The following is a 25,907-nucleotide window of genomic DNA, read 5'->3' as shown; positions in this document are numbered from 1 at the left end:
TCGCGCCAGTGCGGCGAGGTGCCGTGCCGAGTGCCGCGCAGTAGGCGGGGAGTCAGGAGCCACGCCCTTCAGCGCGGGCGGCGGCGATCTCGTAGAGGAAGCTGTTGACGGGGGTGGGGACACCGGCGCGGTCGCCCAGGCGGACGACCGCGCCGGTCCACGCGTCGAGCTCGTGCGGACGGCCGGCCAGGATGTCGCGCTGCAGCGACGTGGTCCCGTTCGCGGGCAAGTTGTCGATCCAGGCCAGGGTGTTCGGTACGACATCCGCTGGCAGCTCGATCCCGAGCGCCAGGGCGACGTCGCGGATCTCGGTGGTCGCTTCCGTCAGCAGTCGCCGCGTCCCGGGCCGGGAGCGGAGGACGCCGTAGCCGGCGCCGGTCGCCGTACCCAGGCCGCCGCCGGGGACGACGGACAGGAACTTGGTCCAGAGGGCGGCCCAGATGTCGTCCGGGTTTCGCGCGAGCAGGCCGGCGTCGGTGAAGGCGGTCAGCAACCAGTCGGTCCGCGGCGTGGGCTGGTTGTCCCACTCGGCGAAGGTCAGCCGGCCGGGCCCGCCGAGGTGCCGGATGGTCCCCGGGCCCTCGACGTACGCAATCACTTCCGCGGCGCCCGGCAGAACCCGCTCCCGCCCGTAGACCGTCGCCACCTGATCCGGCGCCTCGACCCCGTTCTGCACGGTCACGATCGCCGTCGCGTCACCGACCAGCGGCTCGATCGCGGCGATCGCATCGGCCAGTTGCCACGTCTTCACACACACCAAGACGTAGTCGGCCACCCCAACTTCTGCGGCGTCCCCCGTCACCCGCACCGGCGCCACGTCGAAGTCGCCGGCCACACTCCGCACCGCCAGGCCGTCAGCCCGCAGTGCCTCCAGGTGATTGCCGCGCGCAACGAAGTTCACCTCCACCCCGGCTCGCGCCAGCCGCCCCCCGAAGTACCCGCCGACCCCACCAGCCCCAACCACCGCGATCGTCGTCACCCGACCATCCTCGCAGACGCCACAAGGCAATGGATTGAGGAGATTCGTCAATTCGGGCCGGCTCCGCAGGGCGGGATGGTTGGCTGCAGACATGCGTAAAGCGACGACTACTCCGGGCGAGGCGGCTCGGTTGGTGATGGACGACCATGGATTGCTGGCGGAGCGGATCGACGGGCTCAGTGAGGCTGAGCTGCGGGCGCCGTACCGGGTGGTGTCGGGGCCGCTCGGGCACTTCTGCGACTCGCTGCACGACCTGACCGCACACATCCTGATGTGGGACGAGATCACGTTCGCGGTACTGCGGGATGCCGCAGCCGGGCGGTTGCACTGGAGTCTGGATCCGCGCTGGGAGACCGCGGACGCGGGCAGTGCGCTGAACGTCGGCGGCGTCGAGGCGGGCCGGCACATCCCGTCGGGGCTGCTCCTGCATCGGTTCCACAGCGTCACCGACGCGCTCGTCGCAGAGATCCAGCAGTACGACGACAACGCGTGGAATGACCCGGCGACCGGCGGTGGGTACGACGGCGGGATCGGAGCACTCGCCGAGTACGCCGCGACCCCGCCGGACGGCGCCCTCTTCGGCCACGCCGCCCGCCACCTCAAGCCCGCACAGGTCCCGGCATGACGATCGTCGACCAGCCCGCCTTCGCGCCGGAGACCGATGCCCTGCTGGCCCGGTTCGCGGCCGAGCCGGCAGGTCCGGAGCTCGATCCGTACCAGGCCCTGCTGCTCGACCGTGAGGAGCTGCCCGACCCCGAGCTCGCGGGCCCGGTCGCCCCGGGCATCGAGGTCAAGGACCTGACCATCGGCACCCTGGAAGCCCGGCTGTACCGGCCGCTGACCGAGAAGCCGAGGCCGCTGCTGCTCTGGTTGCACGGGGGTGGATTCATCGGCGGGCACCTACGCGACATCGAGTGCGCGACATCCGGGATCGCCGCCGTCGGCGACGTCACCGTCGTCTCACTCAACTACCGGCTCGCGCCGGAAGACCCTTATCCGGCAGGGCTGCACGACGTACGCGACGCGCTCGACTGGTTGCGTGAGCATGCTGCTGAGCTCAACGGCGACGGCCGGATCGCGGTCGGCGGTCAGAGCGCGGGCGCCGCCCTCGCCGCCGGGGCTTGCCTGCTCGCCCGGGACGTAGGCCGGCCGCTCCCCGACCGGCAGATCCTCTGCTATCCGAGTCTCGACGTCGACCAGGACACCGAGTCGTACCGCCTGTTCGACGGGACGTTCCTCAGCATCGCGCCGGGTCGCTGGTCGTCGGCACAGTACTTCCCGGCCGGTGAGTTGCCGGCGACCGCCGTACCGCTGCGGGCCGGGTCGTTGCACGGCCTGCCGCCGGCGTTGATCCTCGCGGCCGGACGCGATCCGCTCCGCGACGATGCACGAGATTATGCGGCCCGGCTCGCGGCGGACGACGTACCGGCGCGACTGGTCGAGTACGCCGGCACGATGCACGCGTTCCTCAACTTCCCGGGAGTGCTGTCGGCCGGACGGCACGCGATCGACCTCATCGGGGCCGACCTCCGTGATGCCTTTCCAGCGCTTCGATGAACGCAGCGGTCGCCGGCGGGTCGGGTGGTTCGCCGTACGTCGCGAGATAGATGCGGCGTACGGCGCTCACCTTCGTCGCCTTCACCCGGTCGGCCAGGTGGGTGCGCAGCGCCAGGCCCGGCATGGTGGTGACGCCGAGGCCGTGCGCGACGAAGGCCTGCTTCACCATGAGGTCGTCGCTCGTGTACGCGATCCGCGGGGTGAACCCGGCCTCCGCGCAGAGGTCGACGAACTCCTGCCGGCAGTTCACGCACCCCGCGATCCAGGCGGAGTCGCGATGGTCGGTGAGCTTGTCCCCGGTACGGCGACTCAGCAGGTAGACCGGGTCGTCGAGCAGGTAGGTGTACCGGATGCCGTCGCTCGGCGGATCGTCGTCGTACCGGAAGACGATCGCCAGGTCGAGCTCTCCGTCCCGGAGTTGCTGCTGCGCGACGACCGGATGGACGTCGGTGAGCTCGAGCTCGATGTCGGGGTGCCGGCGGCGGAGCTCGGCGGCCGCGGGCGGGACCAGCACGGTCAGCGCCGAGGTGAACGCGCCGAGCCGGACCCGGCCGGCCTCCAGCCCGATCAGCGCCGCCAGCTCCGCGTCCGCGGCGTCGACCCGGCCGATGATCTCGGCCGCCCGCCGCGCGAGCACCTGCCCCTCGGGCGTCAGCCGGATCCCACGCCCCACCTTCTGCACCAGGCGCGCACCGGTGGCCGCCTCCAAGCGCGCGAGGTGATGGCTGACCGTCGGCTGCGTGTAGTGCAGGGCCTGCGCGGCCGCGGTCACCGACCCGTGAGCCGCCACGGCCGCCAATACCCGAAGCCGAACCAGATCGAGCATGCATCGATGGTATCTATGCACCCCGGCCGGTGACGGGAGATCGTCAATCGACTGTTTACTCAGGTTCGCCGTGGTTGGTGCGCGGGGCGAAGAACTTGGCGGGGTTGCCGGCGGCTCGGGGGCCGGACTCGAGCCACTGGGCGAAGGCGTCGGGGGCGCGGCGTTCGAGCTCGTCCAGGTAGGCGTGCCGGGCGGCGATCACGGCGAGGCGCTGGGCGTCCGTCGTGCAGCCCTCGAGCTCGGTGAAGCTGCGGCGCCAGGCGAGGCAGAGGTCCAGGTCGGTGAAGTTGGACAGGTCGACCGGCGCGGCCGGTTCGTGCACGACCGGCTCCGGGAGCGGTGGCGGGGGCTCGGGGATCGGCTGCCGCTTGCGGTCGCTCTTCGCCTTGCGGTCGGTCTTCGGTTTGCGGTCGGGCTTCGGCTTGCGGTCCATCTTCGGCTTGCGGTCGGGTTTTCGGTTCGTGCGGGGTTGGCGCTCGACCGGGGGCTCCGGGGCAGGTCGCCGTACCGGACCCTCCTGGTGGGGCCAGAGCCAGTTGACGAGGGGCGGTGAGGTGACGCCGAGCAGCAGGACCAGCCAGAGAGTGGCCATCCCGATCGCGGTCGCGTACCCACAGATCGCCACCACGCAGAGCCCGGCCCGCCCGGCCCACCGGAGCACGTCCCGGACCAGCTCGGGGGTCTTCCGCTCCTGGGCCAGCCCGACACTCAGGTACACCGAGGCCACCAGCGTCCCGCCCATCAGGAAGGCGACCAGGTTGGTCGACCATCCGACGAAGACCAGCGCAGTCACCAGGCCGAGGCCGGCCAGCACCACCACTGCTGCTTTCCAGCCGCGGCGGTACGCTTCCCAACCACTGTCCGACATACGCATCCGGTGCCCACCCACCTCTCCCCCAACCGTCGCTCCGCGCGCGCCCGCAGTCAAGAGACGCCCGCCTTCACAAGCAAGGACCGACTGCCCCGGCGGATTGTGACGGGCCCCTCTCACACATCTGCGGCCTGGGCCGTTCCACTGTCATGGACAGATACGAGCGACGGGTGGCGAAGGCGGACTGGGACCAGGTCACGGCCGAGGTGAACGACCTCGGGCGCGCGTTGCTGCCGCAACTGCTGACCCCGGCGGAGGCGGCCCGGATCGCTGCGCTCTACGACGACGCCTCGCGCTTCCGGGCGACCGTCAACATGGCGCGCCACCGGTTCGGCGAGGGCGAGTACCGGTACTTCGCCGAGCCGTTCCCCGAGGCGGTCGACTCGCTGCGGCACGCCCTCTACCCGCGATTGTTGCCAATAGCACGCGACTGGTACGAGAAGCTCGGCCGCGACGCCGAGTGGCCGGAAACCCTCGACGAGTGGCTCGACATCTGCCACCGCGCCGGCCAGACCCGCCCGACCCCGATCCTGCTGCGCTACGGCCCCGGCGACTGGAACGCCCTGCACCGCGACCTGTACGGCGACAAGGTCTTCCCCCTCCAGGTCGTCATCAACCTCAACGACCCCGGCGTCGACCACACCGGCGGCGAGTTCCTCCTGGTCGAACAACGCCCCCGCGCCCAGTCCCGCGGTACCGCCACCCTCATCCCGCACGGCCACGGCCTCGTCTTCACCACCCGAGACCGCCCCGTCAAATCAACCCGAGGCTGGTCCGCCGCCCCCGTCCGCCACGGCGTCTCCCCCATCCACACCGGCCACCGCCAAACCCTAGGCCTAGTCTTCCACGACGCCAAGTAAGCCCCCCGCCCCCACGAAAGGTCCCCGCCTCCGGCGGCGACAGTTCTTCCGAGCCGCAACCGGCGTTCAAGCCCATGCGATCAGCGCGGGACCACCCCGACCGGTGCATGCAGGAACGTCGCAACTCACAACAGCCACCCGAACCCGAGTCGAGCCCCGCCCCCACCCGCCGCATCCCCGGCAGACGCCCGTCCAGGTTCACCCCGGAGCAGCTGTCCATCGGCCGCCTCCGCCGGCCCACGACCTGGTGCCACCTGCCCAGCGCAACCGGGGCCCGATCCGCGCCGGTGTCGGCAACGTCCCCGAGTCGTCGATTTCGGTCCTCCAGCATGCTTTGGGCTACAACCGAAATCCACAACTCACCGAACCACCTCCGGTCGCACGGCGGCGTGCCTCGGACGGGGTCGCCTGCCGCAGACCACCTCCACCCGAACCGTGCCCTGGCCAACGAACTGGTGAGCAGCGCACCGACGAGGGACCCAACGTGCCGGTGGCGCGGTCGCCGAGTTGTCGAATTCGGTCCTCCAGCAAGCGGATCCTCAACACGAATCCACAACTCACCGAACCACCTCCGGTCGTACGGCGGCCTGGCGTGGACGGGGTTGCCCGCCGCCAACCACCTTCACCGAATCGCGCCTTGCCACACGACCTGGTGACACTGACGAGCACACCGACGAGCGACCGAACGCGCTGAGGTCGGCGACGTCACCACCTCCGGTTGGCGGCGTGGCTGGGAGCGGGTTGCCTGTCGCCGATCACCTCCACCGCAACTTGCTTGGGCGCGCCGCCGGAGGTGGCCAAGAGAACAGTCGCGGCCGGAGGCCGTGTCCTTTGGCCATGTCCTTCGGTGGTTAGGCGGTGAGGGACTCGTAGATGGTCCAGGCGGATTGGCGGAGGTGGGTGGCGGTTTCGGGGTCTAGGGATTTGATGGGGACATCGATGGGGGCGGGGTCTTCGTTGAGGAGGGCTATCAGGAAGACGCAGGCGGCTAGGTAGGAGCCGGGGAGGGCTGGGTGGCTGTTGTCTTTGTCGTGCAGCGGCGGCTCGGTGTGGGTGGCCAGGAAGTGTTGCCAGACGAGGCCTACCGGGATGAGGGTGGCGTCCAGTTCGGCTGCGGCGGCGGCGTACTGGGTGGTGAGGGCTTGCTGGGTGTCGGGGGCGTTTCGGCGGGCCCAGGTCATGTAGAGCGCCGTGCGGGCGCCGGCTGCTTTGATGGCTGCGTCGAAGTCCCGGGCGCTCTCGCGGAAGCGTGCCGGTGACTTGATCGGCAGCGTGCTCTGCTCCTGCAGTACGACGACGTCGTACGCACCACTCGCAATCGCCTCGAGCGCCTTCCCGGCGTTGAGGTGTTGCCGCAGCGAGGCGCCACCGGCCTGGATCAGCTTGTACTCGATCTCGATCCCGCGAGCCGCCGCCATCGCCTTGATCAGCCCGGGCAGGTTGTTCCGCGCCGTGAAGCTGTTACCCACGTAGAGAATCCGCACGGCCCTAGCCTCGCACGCCACTAGACTCGCAGGGTGCCTGAGCTGCGGATTGTGCCGGTGAGTGATGAGGGGACGCTGCTGGACTGGCAGCGGGTACACAACGAGATCATCCCGACGGCGCCGTTGTCGGTGGACGAGGTTCGCGAGCGGGCCGGGCGGCACGTGCTCGAGGTCGCGTACGCCGGTGATGTCCTGGTCGGATGCTCGACGGTCCGGCCGCCGTCGGAGGAGACCGCGGCGGCGACGGTGATCGCGCGGGTGCTGCCCGAGCACCGGCGGCAGGGCTTCGGTACGGCGATCTACGAACGCAGCCTGGCACGCGGCCGGGAGCTCAGCGCCGAGGGCATCGAGACCCACATCCTGGCGACCAACGAGGACGGACTGCAGTTCGCGAAGTCACACGGCTTCGAAGAGGTCGAGACCTACCTGCTCCCCGGCGACACTATCCCCTTCATCGAGCTGCGCCTAGCGTCACCACGCGAGTGAAGGTGGCGCCGGCGGAGGACGCCGCGTAGGAGTAGTTGCGGTCGCTGGCCAGGCGGGCGGACTGGCCTGGCGCCAGCGTGAGGGACCGGTTGTCGGTCGTCAGCGTGAGCGCGCCGGCGGTGACCAGGAGGAGTTCTTCGGAGCCGGGTGGGTCGGATTGGGCGTCGTACCGGTCGCCGGGTTGGAGGGTCCACTCCCAGAGCTCGGGGCCGCCACGGCGGGATGCGGCGACGTGCAGGACGGCGCGGCTGCCGGCGTCGCTGCGCCAGATCTCGACGGGGTCGGAGAGCTGCAGCGAGTCAGTCGTGGACGGCGCGGTCAGGGTGGCGAAGTCGACGCCGAGCGCCTCGGCGATCTTGTCCACGGTCACCAGGCTCGGGTTCGCCGTACCCTGCTCGATCTGAGTGAGCATCCGCCGGCTCAGCCCGGCGCGGTCGGCGAGCGCCTGCACGGTCAGCCCGTCGGCCTGCCGACGCCGGCGCACCTCGCCGCCGAGTTGCTCGATGAACGCCGTACTGCGATTGGTCTCGGTTGACACCCGCACTCCTTGATGTGCACTATATTGCTCATTATGAGCACTAGCATACCTGTTGTCGAACAGCTTCCCGAGTTGCCGGTGGCCGACGTCCTCGACGCGTTGCGGACGGCGTTCACCGAGCTGGCGGCCGGTACTGCGGTCCAGCCGCCCCAGACTGTCACGCTGCTGCCCGGTGGCGGGGACGTCATCGCCTACCAGGCCGCGGCGGGTGACGCGTACGGCGTGAAGGTGTCGCCGTACCTGCCTCAGCCGAGCAGTCCGGCCGTCGTCACCGCGTGGACGCTCGTGTTGAGCACCCAGACCGGTCGTCCGGCGGTCCTGTGCGACTCGGCTGCACTCACTGTCGAGCGAACCGCAGCCACGACTGCCCTGGCCGTCGACCTGCTCGCCCGCCCGGACGCGTCCACGCTGGCCATCATCGGCTCGGGCGCGCAGGCCCATGCGCACCTGCGCTACGCCCACGCGGTCCGGTCGTTCACCGACGTACGCATGTACAGCCGCTCGTTGCGCGAGGCGCCGGATGGCGTGACGCTCGCAGCCAGCGCCGACGAGGCTGCATCGGGCGCGGACGTTGTACTCCTCTGTACGTCGGCCGCCGAGCCGGTCATCGACGTCACCGCGCTCTCCCCCGGCACGCTCGTCACGTCGATCAGCACCAACGCGCCGCGCGCCCACGAGATCGACCCGGCGGCGTTGCCGGGACTCGAGGTGTACGGCGACTATCGCGCGACCGTCACCGGATCGGCCGGCGAGCTACTCATCGCGGCCGAGCAGGGTGTGTGGTCGCCGGACCGCCTGCGCGGCGACCTTCCCGAACTCCTCACCGACGCATGCGAACGCCCGTCCGGTGACCGACCCGTCTTCTTCCGCTCGATCGGCCTGGGTCTCGAGGACCTGGCCGTCGCACGGTTGCTCTGAAAGGAACCTCATGACGTTCACGCCGTTCGCCCTCGAAGAGTGGCAGTCCCGGTACGAACACTCCGTCGACTACAACCTCGCCGACAGCGGCTGCCATCCGGTCGCGCTCGGCGAGCTGCTCGGCGACGATCCCGCAGCGGTACGACAGATGCTCGAGACCGAACTGCACTACCCGCCGGTCGGTGGGACGGATGCGCTGCGGGCGCTGATCGCCGACTGGCACGGAGCGGCTTCCGACAACGTGCTGGTCACTGTGGGCGCGGCCGAGGCCAACGCGATCACGGTGTCCAGCCTCGTCGAAGCCGGTGATCACGTCGTGGTGATGGAGCCGGGGTACCGGCAGGTGCGTGGGCTCGCGCTGAACGCCGGCGCCGAGGTGGACGCGTTCCCGCTCGACCCCGACAACGGCTGGCGTCCGGACCTTGCGGCCTTGGACAGCGTCGTACGGCCGGACACGAAGCTGATCGCGATCACGAATCCGAACAACCCGGTCGGGACGATCCTGACCCCGGACGAGCTGGATGCGGTCGTCGCCGCGGCCGCGCGGGTCGGGGCTTGGGTGCTGGCGGACGAGGTGTATCGCGGCACCGAGCGCCTCACCGACGAGATCACGCCGAGCCTGTGCAGCCGGTACGACAAGCTCGTCTGCGTCGGCAGTCTGTCGAAGGCTTTCGGGCTCCCGGGGTTGCGGTTGGGGTGGCTGGTTGCGCCTCCGGCGTTGGTGGAGGCGGCCTGGCGACGGCACGAGTACGCGACGATCGCCACGAGCATGCTGTCCATGCACCTCGCCGAGATCGCGCTGGAGTCGAAGGACCGCCTGCTCACCCGCAACCGCGGGCTGATCCGCGACGGCTACACCCGCCTCGCCCAATGGGTTGCCGAGAGCAACGGGCTCCTGTCGGTGGTCCCGCCGGAGGCCACCGCCCTCGCCTTCGTCCGCTACCACCTGCCGCTGACCAGCGCCGAAGTCGCCGACACCCTCCGCACCCAAGCCGGCGTCCTGGTCGGCGCCGGCCACCACTTCGGCGTAGAACACCACCTGCGCATCACGCACGGTCTACAACCCGACTACCTGAACGCCGCCCTCACCAACATCACCAAGGTTCTGCAGACCTACCAGGCGTAGGACTCGGGGGCGGGGCCTGGGCCGGGGAAGATTTCGTCTAGGGCGGACAGGGTGGCGGGGTCCAGGGTCAGGTTGGCGGCGGCGAGGCCGTCTTGGAGGTGTTGGAGGGTGCGGGCGCCGACGACCGGGGCGACGATTGCGGGTTGGGCGCAGAGCCAGGCTTGGGCTACTACGGCGGGTGGGTGGCCCAGGTCGCGGCAGAGCTTTTCGTAGCGTTCCAGCCTGGCGTGGTGGAGTGCCAGGTTGCTGGTGGCGCGGGATGATGCGCTGCGGGAGGCCTTGTCGGTCTTGGAGAGGATGCCGGCGAGCAGGCCCGAGTTGAGGGGCGAGTACGGCATGACGCCGATGCCGTACGACGCGCACGCGGGGAGCACCTCGAGCTCGACGGTGCGTTCCATCAGGTTGTAGATGCTCTCCTCGACCACGATGCCGAGCAGGTCGCGCCGGGCGGCCGCCTCCTGGCCCTGGACCAGTTGCCAGGCGGCGAAGTTGCTGGTTCCGGCGTACCGGATCTTGCCGGCCTGGCGCAGGTCGCTGAGCGTCTCCCAGATCTCGTCCCAGCTGGTCGAGCGGTCGACGTGATGCAGCATGAACACGTCCAGGTAGTCGGTCTGCAACCGCCGCAACGACGCCTCACACGCCCGCCGCAGATGCACCGACGACAGATGCAGATCGTTCGCCCCAGGCCCCATCCGCCCGTAAGCCTTGGAGACAAGAACGATCTGATCCCGCCAGCCGGGCCGTTGAGCCAGCCAGTCGCCGATGATCCGCTCGGTCCGGCCCTTCTCGATCGAGTCGTCGGCGATCGTCCGGTTCGCGTCGGCGCCGTAAACGTCCGCCGTGTCGATCAGGTTGACCCCGGCGTCGGTCGCGGCGTCGAGGATGCGGTGCGCCTCGTCCGCCGGCGTCACGGGACCGAAGTTCATCGTGCCGAGCGCGATCGGGCTGACCCGGACGCCGGCCCGTCCCAGTGTGCGCAGCTTCATCCCTGTCCTCCGAAGAACCGATCCGGCGAGAACCGCGCCAACGCGATCTCGCTCGCGCCGTCCACGGCCAGGTCGACGGTGATGTCACCGACCGCGGCAGCGTGTTTGAATCCATGCCCCGAGAACCCACCGGCCAGCACCAGCGCGGGCGCAGCCGCTGGTGTCCCGATGACGAAGTCGCCGTCGGGCGACTTGGAGTTCATACAGGCCGCGGCGGCCACCGCGACCGGTTCCAGCCCGGGGAACGCACGCCGCACGAACGCTTCCCCCGGACCCGTGTCCGCCGGGCCGATCGGATAGTTGTTGTCCGCCGCGTGCTCGAGCCAGCGTTTCGGCACAGACGGCCCCGCGCCGACCTTCGCGCCGCGCCCGTCCACGTCCGGGATCCCCCAGCCATCCAGCTCCCCGCTCTCCCAAATGAACGTCGGAAACCGCCCCACCTCGAACGCACTCCGATCCGGTCCCGAGAACCACACCAACGGCGACCGCTGAACCCGCAACGGCAACGCCAACTCCGGCACCAGATCCGTGAACCAGGCGCCGGTGGCAACAATCGCCCGGCGCGCCAAGAACGTCTCCTCCCCCACCGAGATCCGCACAACGTCGTCGTCATGCTGCAGCCCGGTCACCCTCGTCTCGAAGCGCAGCTCCGCACCAGCGGCCTTCGCCAGGTCGAGCGCAGCCCGAATGCATCCTTCAGGATCGAGTACGCCGGCTCCCGGCTCGAGCACCCCGACATCCCCCGGCGACACCGCGAACTGCGGGAACCGAGCCGCCAACGCATCCGCATCGAGCAACTCGACCTCTACCCCACCATCGACCGCACACCGCCTCGCATCCCGAACCAGCTCACCATCAGCCGGCCCGATACACAGCCCGCCTGACCGCCGAAAGATCGTTGCTCCCGACTCCCGTTCGAGCTCGCCCCACAACCGCTCGGCACGATCGACGATCGGGACGTACTCGATCCCCTCGAACACCGTCTTCCGGAAGATCCGCGAACCACCGTGCGACGAACCACGGGCGTGCGCAGGCGTGAACTGCTCGAACCCGATCACCGACAGTCCGCGCCCGGCGGCTCGCCAGGCCGCGGTCGCACCCATCGCGCCGAGTCCGAGTACGGCGACGTCGTACACAGGCATGAAGCTCCTCACAGCACCTTCGACAAGAAGGCCTGGGTCCGTGGATTGACAGGATGGTTCAGTACGGCGTCCGGCGGCCCCACCTCGAGGATGACGCCCTGATCCATGAACACCACGACGTCCGCGACTTCCCGCGCGAACCCGACCTCGTGAGTCACCACGATCATCGTCTGCCCCTCGGCCGCCAGCGTGCGCATCACATCGAGCACCTCGCCGACCAACTCGGGATCGAGCGCCGACGTCGGCTCGTCGAACAGCATCAGCTTCGGCCGCATCGCCAACGCACGGGCGATCGCGACACGTTGCTGCTGGCCACCGGACAGCTGCCTCGGGTACGCGTCAACCTTCTCCGCCAGGCCGACCCGGGTCAGCAACTCGACGGCCTGCGCCCGCGCCTGCTTGCGGTCCACGCCGCGGACCAGCACCGGCCCGGCCATCACGTTCTCGGCCGCGGTGAAGTGCGCGAACAGGTTGAACTCCTGGAACACCATGCCGACCTCGGCGCGCTGCCGGCTGGCCGCCTTCTCGTCCAGTTCGTGCAATTTGTCACCGACCTGGCGGTAGCCGATCAGGTCGCCGTCGACGGAGATCCGGCCGGACCGGATCCGCTCCAGGTGGTTGATGCACCGCAGGAACGTGCTCTTCCCGGACCCCGACGGACCGAGGATGCAGACCACCGTGCCCGGCATGACGTCGAGGTCGACGCCCTTCAGCACCTCGTTGGCGCCGTAGTTCTTGTGGACGCGCTCGGCGCGCAGCAACGGCTGTGTCATCCGCGTGCTCCCAACCGCCAGGAGCGCCGTACCACCGGATCGGCGTCCGGTGAGAACCTGCGCTCGATTTTGCCCTGGGCAACGGTCAGCGCCGAGGTCAGAGCCAGGTACCAGAGGCTGACGACGATCAGCAGCGGGATCGTCTGGAACGTCCGCGAGTACACGATCTGCGCGCTGTAGAGCAGCTCAGGGATGGCCAGGACGCTGACCAGGGAGCTGGTCTTGAGCATCGAGATCGTCTGGTTGCCGGTCGGCGGGATGATCACCCGCATCGCCTGCGGCAGCACGATCCGGCGCATCGTCTTCATCCGGGTCAGGCCGAGCGCGGACGCCGCCTGCACCTGGCCGGCCGGGACCGAGACGATCCCGGCCCGGACGATCTCGGCCATGTACGCCGCCTCGTTCAGCGCGAGCCCGAGGAACGCGGCCGTCATCGGCGAGATCAGCGCGTTCGCGTCGAGCGAGGTGAGCTCGGGGCCGCCGAAGGGCACGCCGATCCCGATCTGCGGGTAGAGCGCACTCAGGTTGAACCAGAAGACCAGTTGGACGAGCAACGGCGTACCGCGGAAGAACCAGATGTAGATGCCGGCGGCACCGGACAGCAACCGGTTCTCCGAGCCGCGCATGACCGCGAAGACGACGCCGAGCACGATGCCGGCCAGCATCGAGACCGCGGTCAGCGCCAGCGTCAGTAGCAGGCCGCGCAGGATCGTCTTGGCCAGCAACCAGGAGAAGACGACGTCCCACTCGTACCGCGGGTTGGTGAGCATCGAGTGGACCAGCATCGCGGCCAGCAGTACGACGATGGCCGCGGCAGCCCATCGCCAGGGATGTCTGGGCGGGATCGCCCGGATCTCCAGCTCACCGGTCTTCGGTGCGTTCTGCACCTCGGTCGTCATCAGGCACAACCTTCACGGACCGGCTGGTAGTAGTAGGTGTGCCCGGGCGGGATCGCGGCCGGATCGGTGAAGACGAGCGACTTGTTCACGGTGCCGTCCGGACCGACGCCCCAGGGCTGGCTGACCTTCTGGTACTGGTCCGACAGCGTGGCGCCCTCGACCGCGACCCCGGTGTTCCAGACCTTCGAGATCTGCGCGTAGTCGCCGTTCTCGATCAGGTGGTTGATCGACGCCTGCAGCGCGGCGGTCAGGTCCTTCTTGCCCTTGGGTACGGCGATGCCGGCGATGCTGTGGCCGGTCTGGTACGTGCTGATCACGCACAGCCCGTCCGCGTGCCCGGCGGCGTACTCGACCTGCGGCTTGTCACCGACGACCACGTCGGCGCGGCCGGAGGCGAGGTTCAGGACGACGACGTTCTGGTCCGGGATCTGGTTCACCGTGATCGCCTTCTTGCCCTCGGCGACACAGTGCTCGCTCGCCTCGACCAGCGCGTCGACCTGGCTGACGCCCTTCTGAACGGCGACCCGGTAACCGCAGAGATCGTCGAACGAGCCGACCTTGATCCCGCTGCCCTTCTTGATCAGGAAGCCGCCGCCGGACAGGTAGTACGAGACGAAGTCGACGGTGCCGAGCCGCTCGTGCTCGATGCTGAACCCGGCCATCCCGGCGTCGTACTTGCCGGCCTGGAGTCCCGGGATGATCGCGTCGAAGGAGATGTTCTTCCACTCCACCTTCAGCCCCATCGCGGCGCCGATCGCGTTGCCGAGATCGATGTCGTACCCGATCAGCGTCTTGTTGTCCTCCTTGAAGTACTCCAGCGGCGGGTACGGCGCGTTGGTCGCGAACACCAGCGTGCCCTTCTTCTTCATCTCCGCCGGCACCAACGCCTCGACCTCGGGGTCGGCCTCGGTCACCGGCACCGTCGCCGGAGCACTCGGCCCGGTCGAACCCGAGGTCGGGTCCGGGGTCGAGGCGGCGTCGGACACGGTGGTCGGGTCCGCGCAGCCCGCGGCCATGGTCAAGAGCAGGAGACCTGCGGCAAGCAGGCGGGATCGGTGGGACATGACAGTCTCCTTATCGATGTGCCCTCGCGGCGGTGTCATAGCCGGTGGTGGTGGCGGTGCGTACGGCGGGCTCGAGGGAGCCGGCGAGGTTGCGGTTGACAGCGTCTTCGCGCCAGCGGAGCCCGTTGATGCAGCGATCGGCGAAGACTTCGGCGACGCGGTGCAGGTTGGTGAGGCCATCGAGCAGGCCGAGCGTGACGACGGGCGCCATCGCAGAGACCTCCAGCTCGCCGACCTCGGTGGCGCCGCGCGCGGCGGTGGTCGCGCCGTTCAGCAGGAACGACACCTGCATGACCAGCTCGGGGATCACCGGGTTCACCTTGCCCGGCATGATCGAGCTGCCGGCCTGTACGGCGGGGAGCTCGATCTCACCGATCCCGCCGACGGGCCCGGAAGCAAGCAGCCGCAGGTCCCGGGCGATCCGGGCCAGCACGCGACCGGCCCGGCTCGCCGCCTCGGTGACCGCAGTCAGCGGCTCGAGACTCGCCAGTGCGTACGACGGACTCGGCGACGAGGTGAGTGGAAGGTCCGTGATCGCCGCGAGTTCCTCCAGCGCCCGTTCGGCGAACCCCGGCGCCGCGCCGAGCCCCGTGCCGACAGCAGTCCCTCCGAGCGGTACGGCGTACAGCGGATCCGCCGCCGCGGCCAACGCGTCCGCCGCCGGGTCGATGCTCGCCGCTTGACCCCGATGGAAGTCGGCAACCGGAATGGGTACGGCGTCCTGGAGGCAAGTCCGGCCGAGATGCACCAGGGCGTCGTACTCGATCGCCTTCTTCTGTAGGGACTCGGCGACGTGGCGCAGTCCGACGAGCGCCTGGTTGACGAGCGGGATGACAGCGATCGCGATCGCGGTCGGCATCACGTCGTTGGTGGACTGGCCGCGGTTGACGTGATCGTTGGGGTGCACGTTGCGGCGGCACAGCGCGCTGGCGCGGGCCGCCAGGACCTCGTTGACGTTCATGTTCGTCGAGGTGCCGCCACCGCCCTGGACGACGGGGAGGACGAACTGGTCGCGGTGCTTGCCGTCCAGCACCTCTTCGCCGGCGGTGACGATCGCGCGGGCCCGTTCCTCGTCCAGCTCACCGAGGGCGGAGTTCGCCCAGGCGGCGGCGATCTTCACCGCGACGACGGCGTTGACCAGCTCGGGGCGGTCCGCGAGGCGGGGGCCGGCCAGCGGGAAGTTGGCGAGTGCCTGGGCGGTCTGGGCGCCGTACAGGATCTCGCGGCCGTTGCTGCTCGGATTCGCCAGGTGGTCAGACCAATTCATGGCGGGACTATGACAATTGGTCTGACCACCTGTCAACCTGTTCTACACTTTGTCGTGTGAGTGCGTCCGATAAAACGAGCACACCCGGCGACGAGGGGCCGTTCGCGCCGGTCGTCGTACCGCGGAGCGCGCCTGCCCAGGTCGCGGACCAGGTGGTGGCGGCGATCCGGGACGGGCGGATCCAGCGGTTCGAGCGGTTGCCGGCCGAGCGGGAGCTGGCCCGGACGCTCGGCGTCAGCCGGCCCACGTTGCGTGAGGCGCTCGCCGGGCTGGAGCTGGCCGGGCTGGTGCGGTCCCGGCAGGGCCACGGGACGGTGGTGATCGCGTCCGCGGCGCACGTCGCGAACTGGGGCGCCGAGGTGACGCCGAACCAGGTGTTCGAGGCGCGGCTGGTGATCGAGCCTGAGCTCGCCCGGCTCGCGGCGGAGAAGCGCTACCCCGAGGACATGGCGGCGCTGCGGGAGGCCGGGGCCGCGCTCGAGGAGGAGTTCGAGCGGACCGGCCACTACCGGAGTGATCTGCCGGTGCACCGCGCCGTCGCGCGCGCCGCCCGGAACCCGGTCCTCGAGACGGCTCTCGAGGACGCCCTCCGGCACACCGAGTCCGAGCACTGGATGCAGCTCCGCTCCTCGGCCCTGCGCCCCGAACCCACCCGCGAAGGTCACGTCGAGGAGGTCCGCCAGGTCATCCAGTACGTCGTCCAAGGCAACCCCACCCAAGCCGCCGAAGTCTGGCGCCGCCACCTCATCCACTTCCGCGACGAAATGCTCACCAGCCTCCACGAAGAAGCCCTCCCCACCCCGGACTGACCGGGTAACCGATTGATGCTGTCGGTGCGACGGGGCAGGATGCGGGGGTGCGCTTTTCGATCAACATTCCGAACTTCGGGGACTTTGCGGACGCTCGCACCGTGGCTCGGGTGGCCAGGGCGGCTGAGGAGGCGGGGTGGGACGGGCTGTTCTTGTGGGATCATGTGGTCCACAGCAAGAAGCAGCGGCAGGGGCAGCCGTTCGGCGATCCGTGGATGTTGCTGACCGCGGCCGCGCTCGCGACGTCGCGGATCACCCTCGGCCCGCTGGTGACGCCGGTCGCCCGGCGCCGGCCGGAGCAGCTCGCGCGGCAGGTCGCGACGCTGGACGCGATGAGCAACGGCCGGGTCGTCTTCGGCGCCGGCCTGGGCGGTCCGATCGACGACGAGTTCGGCAGCTTCGGCGACGAGACCGACCCGAAGGTGCTGGCCGAACGCCTCGACGAGGGCCTCGACCTGCTGACGGCGTACTGGTCCGGTAAGCGGGTCGACCACGACGGCCGCCACTACCACGCCGACGACGTAACGTTGCTCCCAGCAACCGTTCAGCAGCCGCGCCCGCCGGTCTGGATCGCCGGCTACTGGCCGCGCAAGGCCCCGATGCGACGCGCGGCCCGCTGGGACGGCGCCGTACCCCTGTTCCTGGACGCCAACCACGGCGAGGCCCCGCCGGTCGACCAACTCCGCGAGCTGGTCACCTACCTGCGCAGCCTCCGCGACGACCAGACCACGCCGTACGACGTGATCGTCGGCGGCATCACCACCCCCGCCGACGCCCGCGCCACCATCGAGCCCCTGGCCGAAGCCGGCGCCACCTGGTGGGACGAGCGCCAACTCATCCGCGGCACCGACTTCTACCGCCTCGACCCCATCCTCCGACGCATCGAGCAAGGCCCGCCGACCCTGTGATGAGATCCTGGGTTCATGAGTGAGGAACAGCCGTCGTGTTGTGCGCCGTCGCGCCCGGTGGTCGGGATCAGTACGACGCCACCCGCACCTGCGTCCGCGCCCGGGCAGCATGACATCGAGCAGATCGCGCTCGAGGGCGGCCTGTTCGCGATGGGTGACGGCTACGGCGACGGCAACCCGGGGGACGGCGAGACACCGATTCACCAGGTGCGGGTGAAGCCGTTCAGCATCGACGCGACCTCGGTGACCAACCGGGACTTCGCCCGCTTCACCGAGGACACCGGCTACCGGACCGAGGCGGAGATCTTCGGGTTCTCCGCGGTGTTCCACCTCGCGGTGCAGGCGGACCCGGCCGACCTGATGGGTCCCGCCGCAGGCACACCGTGGTGGGCCGGCGTGCGCGGCGCGGACTGGCGGCACCCGGGCGGCGGCCGGTCCGACCTCGACGGGCTCGACGACCATCCCGTCGTCCACGTGAGCTGGAACGACGCCGTCGCCTACTGCTCGTGGGCGGGCCGGCGGCTGCCGACGGAGGCCGAGTGGGAGTTCGCGTCCCGCGGCGGGCTCGAAGGCGCGCGGTACCCGTGGGGCGACGACCTGATCGGCGACGACGGCGTCTGGCGCTGCAACATCTGGCAGGGCGTCTTCCCGCAGTCGAACACCGAGGAGGACGGCTTCCTCACCACCGCCCCGGTGCACACCTTCGAGCCGAACGGCTACGGGCTCTGGCAGACGGTCGGCAACGTGTGGGAGTGGTGCGCGGACTGGTTCGGCCCGCGGTACTACAAGTTCTCCCCGGACGAGGATCCACGAGGTCCGTCCCTCGGCGCCGCCCGGGTGATGCGCGGCGGCTCGTACCTGTGCCACGACTCGTACTGCAACCGCTACCGCAACGCCGCCCGGTCGTCGAACACCCCGGAGTCCTCGATGGGTAACGCCGGCTTCCGCACCGTCGGTACCTAACGACAGGAGGTATCCACCTCCACGCGCGTCTGCTACGCCGGAGGTGTGCGGGTTCGGCCGGACACCTCCTGTCGTTCCGCACCGCGGAGGCCAGGGGTGGTCAGTGCCACGGCTGCCACCGCGGCGACGCACAGGATGGCGCCGGAGGCCAGCGCTGCGACTCCGGAGGTCGCCTGAGCCACCAGGCCGCCGCGCAGGTTTCCGAGGTCGGGGCCGGCCTGTCCGACGATCTGCTCGGCGGCCGTCACCCGGCCCAGCAGCTCGTTCGGCGTGTGCAACTGGACGATCGTGCTCCGCGCCACCACCGCCACCGTGTCGGCGGCACCGGCGGCCGCGAGGAACGCCAACGCGAGCCACGGCAACGGCGAGAACGCGAACAGCACCAGGGCGATCCCCCACCCGGTCGACCCGGCGAGCATCACCACACCGGGTCGCGGCAGCCGCGTGAACGAACCGGACAGCACCGACGCCACCACCCCGCCGACCGCGATCGCACTCAGGAACAACCCCAGCGTCCGCGGATCGTTGCCGAACCGCTCGGCGTTGATCACCGGGAACAGACTCACGGGCATCGACAACACCGTCGCCGCGAGATCGGTGAGCAGCGCACCCCGGATCACCGGCGTCGACACCACGAACGCCAATCCGTCCCGGACCCCACGCAATCCCGGCCGCGCCACCGCCTCGACACGCATCGTCGGCAGGCCGAGCACGCCGTACAACGCCGCGAGGAAGCTCAGGCAGTCGATCAGGTAGCAGACGCCGACACCCCAGGCGTTGACGATCAGTCCGCCGACCGCCGGGCCGACCAGCATCGCTCCCTGGAACGCGATCCGGTTGAGCGCGATCCCGGCGGCGAGCAACTCCCGCGGCAGCAACTGCGGAAGCACGGTCCGCGCCACCGGCCCGCCGGCAGCCGCGAACGCCGCCTGCGCCGCGACGAGCCCCAGCAGTACGCCGACCGGCACCGGCCCGATCGCCAACTGGCTCGCCATCAGCGCCGACACGACGACCTGGCCGCTGATCGTGATCAGGGAGAACCGGCGCCGCTCGACCCGATCGACGGCCACGCCGGCGAACAGCCCGAGCAGGATCAGCGGCAACGCCTGCGACAACCCGACCGCCCCGGTCCACGCAGCGCTGGCCGTCTGGTCCCACACCTGGAACATCACCGCGACGAACGCGAGCTGGCCGCCGAACGTCGACAGCACCTGCCCGGCCCACAACCGCCGGAACACGGGCGAGACCCGCAGCGGCTCGAGGTCGATCAGCGCATGCCGGGCACTCACGACTCGAGCTTTTCGGCGATGCGGTCGTGGAAGCTCTTGCGAGCCAGGGCTTCCTCGACGTCCCGGACCACTTGGGTCATCGGGTACGGGAGCTCGGCCTCGAGCTCGGTGATCGCGGCCTCGGTCGCCCGCCACTCGGCCGCCAGCAGCTCGACAATGCCCTTCGCCTTCGCGGTGAGCGCGACCTTCTTGCTCCGCGCGTCGGCGCCCGGCACCGTCCGCACCAGGCCCGCGGCGCGCATCGCGGAGACCTTCTGGCTGAGCGCCGAGTGAGTCCGGCCGACGGACTCGGCCAGCTCGGTGATCGTCATCGGCCCCTTGGCGTGCAGTCGGAGCAGCTCCATCACGTAACTGGGCTTGAGTCCCTTGATCTGCCGGTCGGTGTAGATACGCGCGATCTCCGCATCCATCCCCGCCAGCAACCGATGCAACCCGCGCCACTGACTCTGCTCGCTCGGATCCTCCATACCCAGATCATAACAGCACTTATATAAGTACTGTCAGATCTGCCGCGGCGGATCCAGGCGGCGACCAGTACGGCGGCGGCGACATTGATCGCGGCCAGCAGGGCGAACCCGTACCTGGTGTCGGTGCGGCCGGTGACGAACGACGCGAGCAGCATCACGACGACTGTCGCCGCGAGACCGTAGCCGTTGGCAGCGCCGAACGCACGGCCGACCTGGGACTCCTCGACCGACGTCATCAGCAGCGACCGGGCCGCGATCCGCGCCTGCCCGAAGACGAACGCCCCGACGAACACACCACCCATCAGCACACCGACCCCGAACAGCGGCTGCACCGCCAGCAGCGCGTTGCCGGCGACGAACCCGAGAATCGCCACCCGCAGATCCCCGAGACGTACGGCGGACCGCCGATAGGCCACCGCGGCCAGCAGGAACCCGGCCCCGCCCAACGCGTCGACGATCCCGACCACCGCTGCACCGCGATGCCACTCACCGACGATCAGCACCGGCAGCAACGCATTGAAGACCGTCACCACCACCAACCCCTGGCCGTAGAGCAACGCCAGCGCACCAACGGGCAACCGCCGTCCGGCGGGCTTTACAGCCGGTCGCAACTCCTCGATCACCTCGGCCCGCCGAGCCGTCCGCCCGACCGCGAGCACAAGCAGCGCCGAGGCAACGAACGTGAACGCGTTGAACACGAACAGCGGCGTGGAACCGAAGTACTGCAAGGCGAATCCGCCGATCGATGCCGACAGCAACATGCCCGACTGCAGGGCGATCTCGTAGTGCCCGTTGAACCGGCGCAGCTCCGGCGCCGACACCCGCTCCCGCACGAGCGCGGCACTGGCCGGGACGAACAACGCCGCGACCATCGCCAGCAGGAAGTTGCTCGCGTAGACGACCGCCTGTTGCGGGCCGCCGATCGCCAGGCCGACTGGCAGGCACAGAGCGGCGACCGCGCTGACCACGTCGCAGCCGATCCACAGCCTGCGACGGTCGAAGCGATCGGCGAGCCGGCCGAAGTACGGCGACAGCACCGCCTGCGGGACGGCCACCGCGATGAAGAGCCAGCCGACATCGAGCATCGAGCCGTGCGTCTGGACGAGCAGCAGCGCGGCGCCGATCAGCTGGATGTTGTTGCCGAGGGAGGTGATGAAGGCCGCCGGAAGCAGCAGCCGATGAGAGCTGAGCACCCGCGCCACGCTGTCAGCAAAACCTGCCAAATCGTGGCAGCCTTTCTTATTCGCTACCGCAGTTGCGTAAATCAGGACCCCGAGCTACCTTTTCGATACCGGAGTAGCGGAAAGGAGACGGTGATGGTGGGGCGAGGGCGGCCGCGGGATGCCGGGGTGGAGGGCAAAGTGCTGGCCGCCGCCATGGCCGAGATGCGGCAGCGTGGGTACGACGGGATGTCGGTCGACCGGGTCGCCGACCGGGCCGGCGTCGCGAAGACGACGATCTACCGGCGCTGGCCGAGCAAGGCCGAGCTGGTGATCGCGATGATCGCCGGGCTGCGGACCGCCGTGCCGTTCGAGCCGAGTGACGACCCGCGCCGCGACCTCACCGGCCTCGTCACCGCGATCTACTCGGCGCTGGCCGCCGTACCGACGACCCTGGTCGCCGACCTGACCGCGGCCGCCGCTCGCGAACCGCGCGTCAGCGAGAGCGTCCGGGCGTTGTGGGGTGAGCGGCACGCGGCCGTCACCGCGGTCGTCGCCCGAGCCCAGGAGGACGGGCTCGTCCCCGGGCACGCCTCCCCCGCCGTTCTGGTCGACCAGCTTGTCGGCCCGCTGTACTACCGGCTTCTCATCACCGGGGAGCCGATCACACCCGCCTACGTGAGCGAGCTGGTGCTCAGCACGCTCGGTCCTGTTCAGGAGCAGTCATGAAGATCCTCGTTGCCCTCGGCGCCCTCATCGTGCTGATCGCCGGCTACACCGCCTACACGGTCGTCCGGCCGTTCGTCCTGCACACCGCGATCGAGATCGACGCCGGCCCGGAGCAGGTGTGGAAGGTGCTCGCCGACCGGGACAAGTATCCGGAGTGGAACCCGTTCATCATCTCCTCGACCGGTGAGCTGACGGCCGGCGGCACGATCACCAACGTGCTGCGCGACACCGAGGGCAAGGAGACCTCGTTCACCCCGGAGCTGCTGGTCGTCGAGCCGAACCGGGAGCTGCGCTGGATCGGCAAGGTCCCGCCCGGGTTCATCTTCGACGGCGAGCACTCGTTCCGCCTCGAGGAGCTCCCGAACGGCCGCACGCGGTTGATCCACGAGGAGACCTTCCGCGGTGCCGCCATCCCGTTCACCAAGTCGATGCTGAACAACACCATCAAGCCGCAGTTCATCGCCATGAACGAAGCCCTGGCCGCTCGCGCTTCCTGATCTCAGCCGACAACCTCACCAGGCGTCATTCTGGAACGCATGAGCGGACTACTGCGAGCAGTGGATGCTGTGACGGTGCGAGTCCCGGACCTGGACAGCGGGCTGGCGTTCTACCGGGACGCGCTGGGACACGAGCTGGTGTGGCGAAACGACGAGATCGGCCAGGCCGGGCTGCGGCTACCGGACAGCGAGACCGAGATCGTGCTCGCGACCGGCCTCGACTACGCGCCGAGCTGGCTGGTGACCTCGGCCGACGAGGCGGCCGAGCAGCTCGTCGGCCGCGGCGGCCGCCTCGTGCAGGCCCCCTTCGACATCCCGGTCGGACGCTGCGCCGTCGTCGCGGACCCGTTCGGCAACCCACTTGTCGTATTGGATCTGTCCAAGGGGCTCTACACCACCGACGCCGCGGGCGGAGTCACCAGTGTGAGTTGATGTTCTGCATGCATTGATTGCGCGGCAAAGATGCATTGGACGTCTGACCGTGATGCTGGTTGGCTCGGAGCATGGAGAAACGTGCTTTGGGACGAGTCGGTATCGAGGTCAGCCCGGTGGGGTTCGGGTGCTGGGCGATCGGGGGTCCGTTCACGAATCCGGCCGGCGAGCCGCTCGGGTGGGGTGAGGTCGACGACGACGAGTCCGTGCGGGCGATCCGGCGGGCCGTCGAGCTCGGCGTGACCTTCTTCGACACCGCCGACGTGTACGGCGCCGGGCACAGCGAGCGCGTGCTCGGCAAGGCGCTCGCGGGGATGCGGGACCAGGTGGTGATCGCGACCAAGTGGGGCAACACCTTCGACGAGTCGACCGGCGTCATGCACCACCAGGACAAGTCGGCCGAGTACGTCGGCAAGGCCGTCCGGGCGTCACTCGACCGGCTCGGGACCGACCACATCGACGTCTACCAACTGCACTTCGACACCACCAACGAGGTCGCGCTGCCGTTGCGGGAGGCGTGTGAGGATCTCGTCCGCGAAGGACTGATCCGCAGCTACGCGTGGAGCACGGACACCCTGGCCAGCGCGGAGTTCTTTGCTGAAGGCAAGCACTGCTCGGCGGTGCAGCACGAGGCCAGCGTCCTGCACGACGCGCCGGACTTCTTCGCGCTGTGCGAGCGGGCCGATCTGGCCAGCATCAACCGAACGCCTTTGGGAATGGGGCTTCTGGGTCGCCGGGACGCGAACCAGCGGGCCACCGGGGCGGACATCCGGACGCTGCCGCCGGCCTGGTTGCGGTACTTCGACAAGGGCGGCGTGCCCGCGCCGGAGTGGTGGGACAAGGTGTCGGCGATTCGCGACGTACTGGAGAGCGACGGGCGGACGCTGGCGCAGGGATCGCTGGCCTGGCTGTGGGCGCGGAGCCCGCGGACCGTTCCGATTCCCGGGTTCCGCACGGTCGAGCAGGCCGAGCAGAACGCCCGGGCGATGGAGTTCGGGCCGTTGCGGGACGAGCAACTGACGGAGATCGCGACGCTGCTGGAGCGCTGACGATTTCCCTACGGCCGAATGGGTACCCGATCGGTGAGCGACCATCATCGAGAGGGTGAGAGAAAGATGCGACTGATCGTCGACCGCAGTACCCGGCGCCGCGGTATCGCGGTGAAGGATCACGGGCATCCGTTCCTCAAGACCGCCGGGCTTGCCGTGGCGGGCGTCTGTGCCGGGGTGGTGACCGAATACCTGCTGGACCCGGACAGAGGCCGCGCACGACGAGCCCGGTTGCGGGACAAGTCCGCGAACGCCGGCCGCGGGATGGGCGCGGGCATGAGCGGCATGTCCCGGAACATGACGAACCGCGGACGCGGGATGGCGATGGCCGCTCGCTACCGCGTCACCGGGCGCTCGGCCGACGACTCGGTCCTGCACGACCGGGTCCGGGCCGAGCTCGGGCGGCACACGAGCCACCCGCACGCGGTCCAGGTCCGGGTGGACAACGGGACCGTCACGCTGGTCGGCGACATGCTCGCCGCCGAGGAGAAGGCGACCCGGCACGCGGTCAAGCGGATCCCGGGCGTGAAGTCCGTGGACGCCCAGTGGACGGTGCACGAAGAGCCAGGCGACGTACCCACCCTCCAGGGCAAGGGCCGGGGCCGGCGCTCCCCAACCCCTGGCTGAGCACCCCAAAATCCAGCCCGGCGCTTTCGCCCTCAGCGGTGGCGCCGGGCTGAGCCACGCCCACCCGGCACGGAAACTCATCGGAGTCGACCTCTTGCCGACTGGTTAAGTTTATCGATATACCTCTGTCGGACAGCCCACCCTTCCGGGAGATTCGATGAGGTTTGCAGTGCGGTCAGGCGGCGGGGTTCGTCGTGCCGCGCTGGATCAGCTCGGCGGGGACGATCAGCTCCCGGGGGTCGCCGGTGGGGCCGCCGGTGATCTGGGCGACCAGCAGCGACGTGATCGCCTCGGCCATCTCGTCGTGCCCGGGGTTCACCGAGGACAGCGACGGGACCAGGTACGACGCCTCGTCGATGTCGTCGAACCCGACCACCTGGACGTCGTCGGGCACCCGGCGTCCGGCATCGGCCAGCGCCCGCAGCGCCCCGATCGCCACCACGTCGGTCAGCGCGAACACCGCGTCGAAGGCGATCCCGCGATCGACCAGCGCCCGGATCCCGTCGTACCCGTCCTGCAGCCGGAAGCTGCACCGGACGGTCAGCTCGGGATCCATCGGCACGCCGGCCTCGGTGTGCGCGATCGCGTAGCCCTCGGCCCGCAGCGCCGGCATGTTCGCGCTGGTGTCCGGGTTCCCACCGAGCAGGGCGATCCGGCGGGCCCCGGTGGCCAGCAGATGCGCGGTCGCCTGCCGGGCGCCGTCGACGTTGTCCATCATCACGTGGTCGAACCGCGACGGCAGCGCCCGCTCACCGATCAGCACCACCGGCGCGTCGGTCCGGATCTGGGTCAGTTCGGCGGGGTCGATGTCGACCACGCTGAGGATCAGGCCGTCGTACATCCGCAGCCGGGAGAACGCGACGGCGTCCAGCTCACCCTCGCGGCTCGCGCCGGTGCGCTCCATCACGATCCGCAGGCCGTGGGCCTCGAACCGGTCGGCGAGCCGGCCGGCCAACTGGGCGAAGTACGGGCGTTCCAGTTCCGGAACCGCGAGGCCGACCACCCCGGTGCGGCCTGCGCGCAGGTGGCGGGCGGCCAGGTTGACCTGGTAGCCGAGGTCGCTGATCGCCGCCAGCACCCGCTCCCGGGTCGCCGCGCCCACTCGCGGACGGCCGTTGATCACGTTCGACACGGTCATCGTGGACACCCCCGCGGACCGCGCCACATCGGCCATCGTCACCACGGTGCTGCCCTTCTTCAT

General features: G+C 69.7%; 29 protein-coding genes. 14 read left to right on the top strand and 15 right to left on the bottom strand.

Annotation, left to right across the window (positions count from 1 at the left end):
• Positions 1-52: 52 nt before the first annotated feature.
• Positions 53-979 carry a 2-dehydropantoate 2-reductase gene (locus AB0H36_RS20220; protein ID WP_360525145.1) on the bottom strand — a complete coding sequence of 309 codons (927 nt, stop codon included), beginning with the start codon at positions 977-979 and terminating at the stop codon, positions 53-55.
• A 91-nt stretch (positions 980-1,070) separates the two neighbouring features.
• Here AB0H36_RS20220 and AB0H36_RS20215 point away from each other — a divergent pair, with 91 nt between their 5' ends.
• A complete protein-coding gene (locus tag AB0H36_RS20215; protein ID WP_360525142.1) occupies positions 1,071-1,604 on the top strand; it encodes a hypothetical protein in 534 nt (177 codons plus the stop codon).
• A complete protein-coding gene (locus tag AB0H36_RS20210) occupies positions 1,601-2,536 on the top strand; it encodes an alpha/beta hydrolase (protein WP_360525139.1) in 936 nt (311 codons plus the stop codon). The genes AB0H36_RS20215 and AB0H36_RS20210 overlap by 4 nt, the downstream gene beginning before the upstream one ends.
• Here the strand turns inward: AB0H36_RS20210 and AB0H36_RS20205 are convergent.
• Positions 2,493-3,362 (bottom strand): LysR family transcriptional regulator, encoded by an 870-nt coding sequence (locus tag AB0H36_RS20205; RefSeq protein WP_360525136.1) that lies wholly within the window; start codon positions 3,360-3,362, stop codon positions 2,493-2,495. The genes AB0H36_RS20210 and AB0H36_RS20205 overlap by 44 nt on opposite strands.
• A 55-nt stretch (positions 3,363-3,417) precedes the next feature.
• The gene (locus tag AB0H36_RS20200) at positions 3,418-4,236 is read right to left on the bottom strand and encodes a hypothetical protein (RefSeq protein WP_360525133.1); all 819 of its coding nucleotides are present in this window, start codon (positions 4,234-4,236) and stop codon (positions 3,418-3,420) included.
• Between the two features lie 146 nt (positions 4,237-4,382).
• Here AB0H36_RS20200 and AB0H36_RS20195 point away from each other — a divergent pair, with 146 nt between their 5' ends.
• Positions 4,383-5,093: a 2OG-Fe(II) oxygenase gene (locus AB0H36_RS20195; protein WP_360525130.1), complete on the top strand. Its 711-nt coding sequence runs from the start codon at positions 4,383-4,385 to the stop codon at positions 5,091-5,093.
• Positions 5,094-5,944: 851 nt separating this feature from the next.
• Here the strand turns inward: AB0H36_RS20195 and AB0H36_RS20190 are convergent.
• Positions 5,945-6,577: a hypothetical protein gene (locus AB0H36_RS20190; RefSeq protein ID WP_360525127.1), complete on the bottom strand. Its 633-nt coding sequence runs from the start codon at positions 6,575-6,577 to the stop codon at positions 5,945-5,947.
• A 33-nt stretch (positions 6,578-6,610) separates the two neighbouring features.
• On the opposite strand from AB0H36_RS20190, the gene AB0H36_RS20185 reads away from it, so the two are divergent.
• Positions 6,611-7,063 (top strand): GNAT family N-acetyltransferase, encoded by a 453-nt coding sequence (locus AB0H36_RS20185; protein WP_360525124.1) that lies wholly within the window; start codon positions 6,611-6,613, stop codon positions 7,061-7,063.
• Here the strand turns inward: AB0H36_RS20185 and AB0H36_RS20180 are convergent.
• Positions 7,029-7,601, bottom strand: coding sequence for an XRE family transcriptional regulator (locus AB0H36_RS20180; RefSeq protein WP_360525121.1), 573 nt, complete (start codon positions 7,599-7,601; stop codon positions 7,029-7,031). The two genes, AB0H36_RS20185 and AB0H36_RS20180, sit on opposite strands and share 35 nt — an antisense overlap.
• Before the next feature lie 33 nt (positions 7,602-7,634).
• Between AB0H36_RS20180 and AB0H36_RS20175 the strand changes: the two genes are divergently transcribed.
• Both AB0H36_RS20175 and AB0H36_RS20170 read left to right on the top strand, forming a co-directional pair.
• Positions 7,635-8,519 (top strand): ornithine cyclodeaminase family protein, encoded by an 885-nt coding sequence (locus AB0H36_RS20175; protein WP_360525118.1) that lies wholly within the window; start codon positions 7,635-7,637, stop codon positions 8,517-8,519.
• Positions 8,520-8,529: 10 nt separating this feature from the next.
• On the top strand, positions 8,530-9,645 hold the full coding sequence (locus AB0H36_RS20170) for an aminotransferase class I/II-fold pyridoxal phosphate-dependent enzyme (protein WP_360525115.1): 1,116 nt from the start codon (positions 8,530-8,532) through the stop codon (positions 9,643-9,645).
• Here AB0H36_RS20170 and AB0H36_RS20165 read toward each other — a convergent pair.
• The 6 genes from AB0H36_RS20165 to AB0H36_RS20140 are packed head-to-tail and all read right to left on the bottom strand — an operon-like array spanning position 9,633 to position 15,776.
• Positions 9,633-10,631 (bottom strand): aldo/keto reductase, encoded by a 999-nt coding sequence (locus tag AB0H36_RS20165; protein WP_360525112.1) that lies wholly within the window; start codon positions 10,629-10,631, stop codon positions 9,633-9,635. The two genes, AB0H36_RS20170 and AB0H36_RS20165, sit on opposite strands and share 13 nt — an antisense overlap.
• Positions 10,628-11,773, bottom strand: a complete 1,146-nt coding sequence (gene solA / locus AB0H36_RS20160; protein WP_360525109.1) for an N-methyl-L-tryptophan oxidase — start codon at positions 11,771-11,773, stop codon at positions 10,628-10,630. The genes AB0H36_RS20165 and solA overlap by 4 nt, the downstream gene beginning before the upstream one ends.
• Positions 11,774-11,781: 8 nt before the next feature.
• Positions 11,782-12,546 (bottom strand): amino acid ABC transporter ATP-binding protein, encoded by a 765-nt coding sequence (locus AB0H36_RS20155; protein WP_360525106.1) that lies wholly within the window; start codon positions 12,544-12,546, stop codon positions 11,782-11,784.
• On the bottom strand, positions 12,543-13,445 hold the full coding sequence (locus tag AB0H36_RS20150) for an amino acid ABC transporter permease (protein ID WP_360525103.1): 903 nt from the start codon (positions 13,443-13,445) through the stop codon (positions 12,543-12,545). The genes AB0H36_RS20155 and AB0H36_RS20150 overlap by 4 nt, the downstream gene beginning before the upstream one ends.
• Complete coding sequence (locus AB0H36_RS20145; RefSeq protein ID WP_360525100.1) at positions 13,445-14,509, bottom strand: ABC transporter substrate-binding protein; 1,065 nt, start codon at positions 14,507-14,509, stop codon at positions 13,445-13,447. Before AB0H36_RS20145 ends, AB0H36_RS20150 begins: the two co-directional genes overlap by 1 nt.
• Before the next feature lie 10 nt (positions 14,510-14,519).
• The gene (locus AB0H36_RS20140) at positions 14,520-15,776 is read right to left on the bottom strand and encodes a lyase family protein (RefSeq protein WP_360525097.1); all 1,257 of its coding nucleotides are present in this window, start codon (positions 15,774-15,776) and stop codon (positions 14,520-14,522) included.
• 56 nt (positions 15,777-15,832) lie between these two features.
• Between AB0H36_RS20140 and AB0H36_RS20135 the strand changes: the two genes are divergently transcribed.
• The 3 genes from AB0H36_RS20135 to AB0H36_RS20125 are packed head-to-tail and all read left to right on the top strand — an operon-like array spanning position 15,833 to position 18,456.
• Complete coding sequence (locus AB0H36_RS20135; RefSeq protein WP_360525094.1) at positions 15,833-16,585, top strand: FCD domain-containing protein; 753 nt, start codon at positions 15,833-15,835, stop codon at positions 16,583-16,585.
• Between the two features lie 47 nt (positions 16,586-16,632).
• Positions 16,633-17,493: an LLM class flavin-dependent oxidoreductase gene (locus tag AB0H36_RS20130; RefSeq protein WP_360525091.1), complete on the top strand. Its 861-nt coding sequence runs from the start codon at positions 16,633-16,635 to the stop codon at positions 17,491-17,493.
• A gap of 15 nt (positions 17,494-17,508) precedes the next feature.
• Positions 17,509-18,456 carry a formylglycine-generating enzyme family protein gene (locus AB0H36_RS20125; RefSeq protein WP_360525088.1) on the top strand — a complete coding sequence of 316 codons (948 nt, stop codon included), beginning with the start codon at positions 17,509-17,511 and terminating at the stop codon, positions 18,454-18,456.
• Positions 18,457-18,488: 32 nt separating this feature from the next.
• Here AB0H36_RS20125 and AB0H36_RS20120 read toward each other — a convergent pair whose 3' ends face one another.
• Genes AB0H36_RS20120 through AB0H36_RS20110 form a run of 3 tightly spaced genes read right to left on the bottom strand, consistent with a single transcriptional unit; the run spans position 18,489 to position 21,405 of the window.
• A complete protein-coding gene (locus AB0H36_RS20120; RefSeq protein ID WP_360525084.1) occupies positions 18,489-19,745 on the bottom strand; it encodes an MFS transporter in 1,257 nt (418 codons plus the stop codon).
• Positions 19,742-20,089, bottom strand: coding sequence for a helix-turn-helix domain-containing protein (locus tag AB0H36_RS20115; protein ID WP_360525081.1), 348 nt, complete (start codon positions 20,087-20,089; stop codon positions 19,742-19,744). Before AB0H36_RS20115 ends, AB0H36_RS20120 begins: the two co-directional genes overlap by 4 nt.
• Positions 20,089-21,405, bottom strand: a complete 1,317-nt coding sequence (locus tag AB0H36_RS20110; protein ID WP_360525078.1) for an MFS transporter — start codon at positions 21,403-21,405, stop codon at positions 20,089-20,091. Before AB0H36_RS20110 ends, AB0H36_RS20115 begins: the two co-directional genes overlap by 1 nt.
• A gap of 123 nt (positions 21,406-21,528) precedes the next feature.
• Here AB0H36_RS20110 and AB0H36_RS20105 point away from each other — a divergent pair, with 123 nt between their 5' ends.
• The 5 genes from AB0H36_RS20105 (at position 21,529) to AB0H36_RS20085 (ending at position 24,706) form a co-directional block, all read left to right on the top strand.
• On the top strand, positions 21,529-22,101 hold the full coding sequence (locus tag AB0H36_RS20105) for a TetR/AcrR family transcriptional regulator (RefSeq protein WP_360525075.1): 573 nt from the start codon (positions 21,529-21,531) through the stop codon (positions 22,099-22,101).
• Complete coding sequence (locus AB0H36_RS20100; protein ID WP_360525072.1) at positions 22,098-22,598, top strand: SRPBCC domain-containing protein; 501 nt, start codon at positions 22,098-22,100, stop codon at positions 22,596-22,598. Before AB0H36_RS20105 ends, AB0H36_RS20100 begins: the two co-directional genes overlap by 4 nt.
• Before the next feature lie 39 nt (positions 22,599-22,637).
• The gene (locus AB0H36_RS20095; protein WP_360525069.1) at positions 22,638-23,030 is read left to right on the top strand and encodes a VOC family protein; all 393 of its coding nucleotides are present in this window, start codon (positions 22,638-22,640) and stop codon (positions 23,028-23,030) included.
• A gap of 71 nt (positions 23,031-23,101) precedes the next feature.
• A complete protein-coding gene (locus AB0H36_RS20090; RefSeq protein WP_360525066.1) occupies positions 23,102-24,079 on the top strand; it encodes an aldo/keto reductase in 978 nt (325 codons plus the stop codon).
• Positions 24,080-24,145: 66 nt separating this feature from the next.
• Entirely contained in the window at positions 24,146-24,706 is a 561-nt protein-coding gene (locus AB0H36_RS20085) for a BON domain-containing protein (protein ID WP_360525063.1), read from the top strand.
• Between the two features lie 175 nt (positions 24,707-24,881).
• Here the strand turns inward: AB0H36_RS20085 and AB0H36_RS20080 are convergent, their stop codons facing one another.
• Positions 24,882-25,907 carry a LacI family DNA-binding transcriptional regulator gene (locus AB0H36_RS20080; protein ID WP_360525060.1) on the bottom strand — a complete coding sequence of 342 codons (1,026 nt, stop codon included), beginning with the start codon at positions 25,905-25,907 and terminating at the stop codon, positions 24,882-24,884.

It is taken from the genome of Kribbella sp. NPDC050820, from assembly GCF_040653975.1.
In the GTDB taxonomy this organism is placed as follows: domain Bacteria; phylum Actinomycetota; class Actinomycetes; order Propionibacteriales; family Kribbellaceae; genus Kribbella.
Note: the sequence above shows the minus strand (reverse complement) of the source record. Positions and strands in the feature narration are given on the sequence as shown.

Coding starts and splice junctions, on each gene's coding strand:
- AB0H36_RS20200 (WP_360525133.1), bottom strand. CDS start 4,236: ATGCGTATGTCGGACAGTGGTTGGGAAGCGTACCGCCGCGGCTGGAAA.
- AB0H36_RS20100 (WP_360525072.1), top strand. CDS start 22,098: ATGAAGATCCTCGTTGCCCTCGGCGCCCTCATCGTGCTGATCGCCGGC.
- AB0H36_RS20165 (WP_360525112.1), bottom strand. CDS start 10,631: ATGAAGCTGCGCACACTGGGACGGGCCGGCGTCCGGGTCAGCCCGATC.
- AB0H36_RS20215 (WP_360525142.1), top strand. CDS start 1,071: ATGCGTAAAGCGACGACTACTCCGGGCGAGGCGGCTCGGTTGGTGATG.
- AB0H36_RS20145 (WP_360525100.1), bottom strand. CDS start 14,509: ATGTCCCACCGATCCCGCCTGCTTGCCGCAGGTCTCCTGCTCTTGACC.
- AB0H36_RS20080 (WP_360525060.1), bottom strand. CDS start 25,907: ATGAAGAAGGGCAGCACCGTGGTGACGATGGCCGATGTGGCGCGGTCC.
- solA (WP_360525109.1), bottom strand. CDS start 11,773: ATGCCTGTGTACGACGTCGCCGTACTCGGACTCGGCGCGATGGGTGCG.
- AB0H36_RS20105 (WP_360525075.1), top strand. CDS start 21,529: ATGGTGGGGCGAGGGCGGCCGCGGGATGCCGGGGTGGAGGGCAAAGTG.
- AB0H36_RS20195 (WP_360525130.1), top strand. CDS start 4,383: ATGGACAGATACGAGCGACGGGTGGCGAAGGCGGACTGGGACCAGGTC.
- AB0H36_RS20140 (WP_360525097.1), bottom strand. CDS start 15,776: ATGAATTGGTCTGACCACCTGGCGAATCCGAGCAGCAACGGCCGCGAG.
- AB0H36_RS20095 (WP_360525069.1), top strand. CDS start 22,638: ATGAGCGGACTACTGCGAGCAGTGGATGCTGTGACGGTGCGAGTCCCG.
- AB0H36_RS20125 (WP_360525088.1), top strand. CDS start 17,509: ATGAGTGAGGAACAGCCGTCGTGTTGTGCGCCGTCGCGCCCGGTGGTC.
- AB0H36_RS20170 (WP_360525115.1), top strand. CDS start 8,530: ATGACGTTCACGCCGTTCGCCCTCGAAGAGTGGCAGTCCCGGTACGAA.
- AB0H36_RS20155 (WP_360525106.1), bottom strand. CDS start 12,546: ATGACACAGCCGTTGCTGCGCGCCGAGCGCGTCCACAAGAACTACGGC.
- AB0H36_RS20210 (WP_360525139.1), top strand. CDS start 1,601: ATGACGATCGTCGACCAGCCCGCCTTCGCGCCGGAGACCGATGCCCTG.
- AB0H36_RS20150 (WP_360525103.1), bottom strand. CDS start 13,445: ATGACGACCGAGGTGCAGAACGCACCGAAGACCGGTGAGCTGGAGATC.
- AB0H36_RS20205 (WP_360525136.1), bottom strand. CDS start 3,362: ATGCTCGATCTGGTTCGGCTTCGGGTATTGGCGGCCGTGGCGGCTCAC.
- AB0H36_RS20115 (WP_360525081.1), bottom strand. CDS start 20,089: ATGGAGCTGCTCCGACTGCACGCCAAGGGGCCGATGACGATCACCGAG.
- AB0H36_RS20090 (WP_360525066.1), top strand. CDS start 23,102: ATGGAGAAACGTGCTTTGGGACGAGTCGGTATCGAGGTCAGCCCGGTG.
- AB0H36_RS20085 (WP_360525063.1), top strand. CDS start 24,146: ATGCGACTGATCGTCGACCGCAGTACCCGGCGCCGCGGTATCGCGGTG.
- AB0H36_RS20175 (WP_360525118.1), top strand. CDS start 7,635: ATGAGCACTAGCATACCTGTTGTCGAACAGCTTCCCGAGTTGCCGGTG.